Source organism: Protofrankia sp. CiP1_Cm_nod1 (assembly GCF_920888515.1).
Classification (GTDB): domain Bacteria; phylum Actinomycetota; class Actinomycetes; order Frankiales; family Frankiaceae; genus Protofrankia.
On record NZ_CAKKTM010000434.1, the window covers coordinates 17817 to 19021 of the forward strand.

1 protein-coding gene is annotated in these 1205 nt (G+C 67.6%); it reads right to left on the minus strand.

Going from position 1 to position 1205, the window contains the following annotated elements:
* Positions 1–65: 65 nt before the first annotated feature.
* On the minus strand, positions 66–1043 hold the full coding sequence (locus tag NBX02_RS19645) for a UDP-glucuronic acid decarboxylase family protein (protein ID WP_250286709.1): 978 nt from the start codon (positions 1041–1043) through the stop codon (positions 66–68).
* Positions 1044–1205 lie beyond the last annotated feature (162 nt).

Below are 1205 nucleotides of genomic sequence, written 5' to 3' on the forward strand. Positions count from 1 at the left end.
ACGGGAGCACGGCGGAACGGCAGCGGGAGGACAGCGAGACGGCGACAGTGAGGACGACGGTCCCGTCAGCCTCGCCGGCCGGCGTCCGGACGGGCGTCCGGACAAGCGACGTCCGGGTGCTCACGGAACCAGGAGACCGTGCTGTCGAGCCCGCTGCGCAGGTCGACGACGGGCTCCCAGCCCAGGACGCGCCGGGCCAGGGAGATGTCGGGCTGGCGGACCGTCGGGTCGTCCTCGGGGCGCGGGACGAACGTGATGAGGGACTCGCTCTTGGCCACCTCCCGGACCAGTTCCGCGAGCTCGAGAATGGACAGTTCGTGCGGATTACCGATGTTCATCGGGCCGGGATGACCGGAAAAAATCATCCGCACGATCCCCTCCACCAGGTCGTCGACATATATGATCGACCGGGTCTGGCTTCCGTCACCGGCGACGGTGATGGGCTCACCGCGCAGCGCCTGGGTCGCGAAGGCGGGAATCGCCCGGCCGTCGTTGGGGCGCATCCGCGGCCCATGGGTGTTGAAGATACGGACGATTCCGGTGTCCACCCCGTGACTGCGCCGGTAGGCCATGGTGAGTGCCTCGCCGAACCTTTTCGCCTCGTCGTACACGCCTCGCGGCCCCACCGGGTTGACATGGCCCCAGTAGTCCTCCGGCTGCGGATGGATCTGCGGATCACCGTAGACTTCCGAGGTGGACGCCAGCACGAACCGCGCCCGTTTCTCCTTGGCGAGGCCGAGAGCGTGCAGGGTACCGACCGAGCCGACCTTCAGCGTGTGAATCGGCAGGTGCAGGTAGTCGATGGGGCTCGCCGGTGACGCGAAATGCAGTACATAATCGACCGGACCGACAATATGAACATAATCAGTCACATCACAGCGGACGAGCCGGAAGTGCTCGTGCCCGGCCAGGTGCGCGACATTCTCCGGGGCCCCGGTGACGAAATTATCCAGGCAGACGACCGCGTGGCCCTCGTCGAGCAGCCGTTCGCACAGGTGCGACCCCAGAAAGCCGGCACCGCCGGTGACAACGCTTCTTTTCATCGGTCTCCCCACCGGTCACTGATATCCGGTCCGGGTGACGATACGCGCTCAAAGTCCCAGGCCTGCGCCGGACGCGCGAGCAGTTCCGGTGGAACGTTCGCGACAACGGACGCGGGGCCGTGCCGCGCTGCCCCGCCGGCCCCCGCCGGAGCGGCCCCCGCC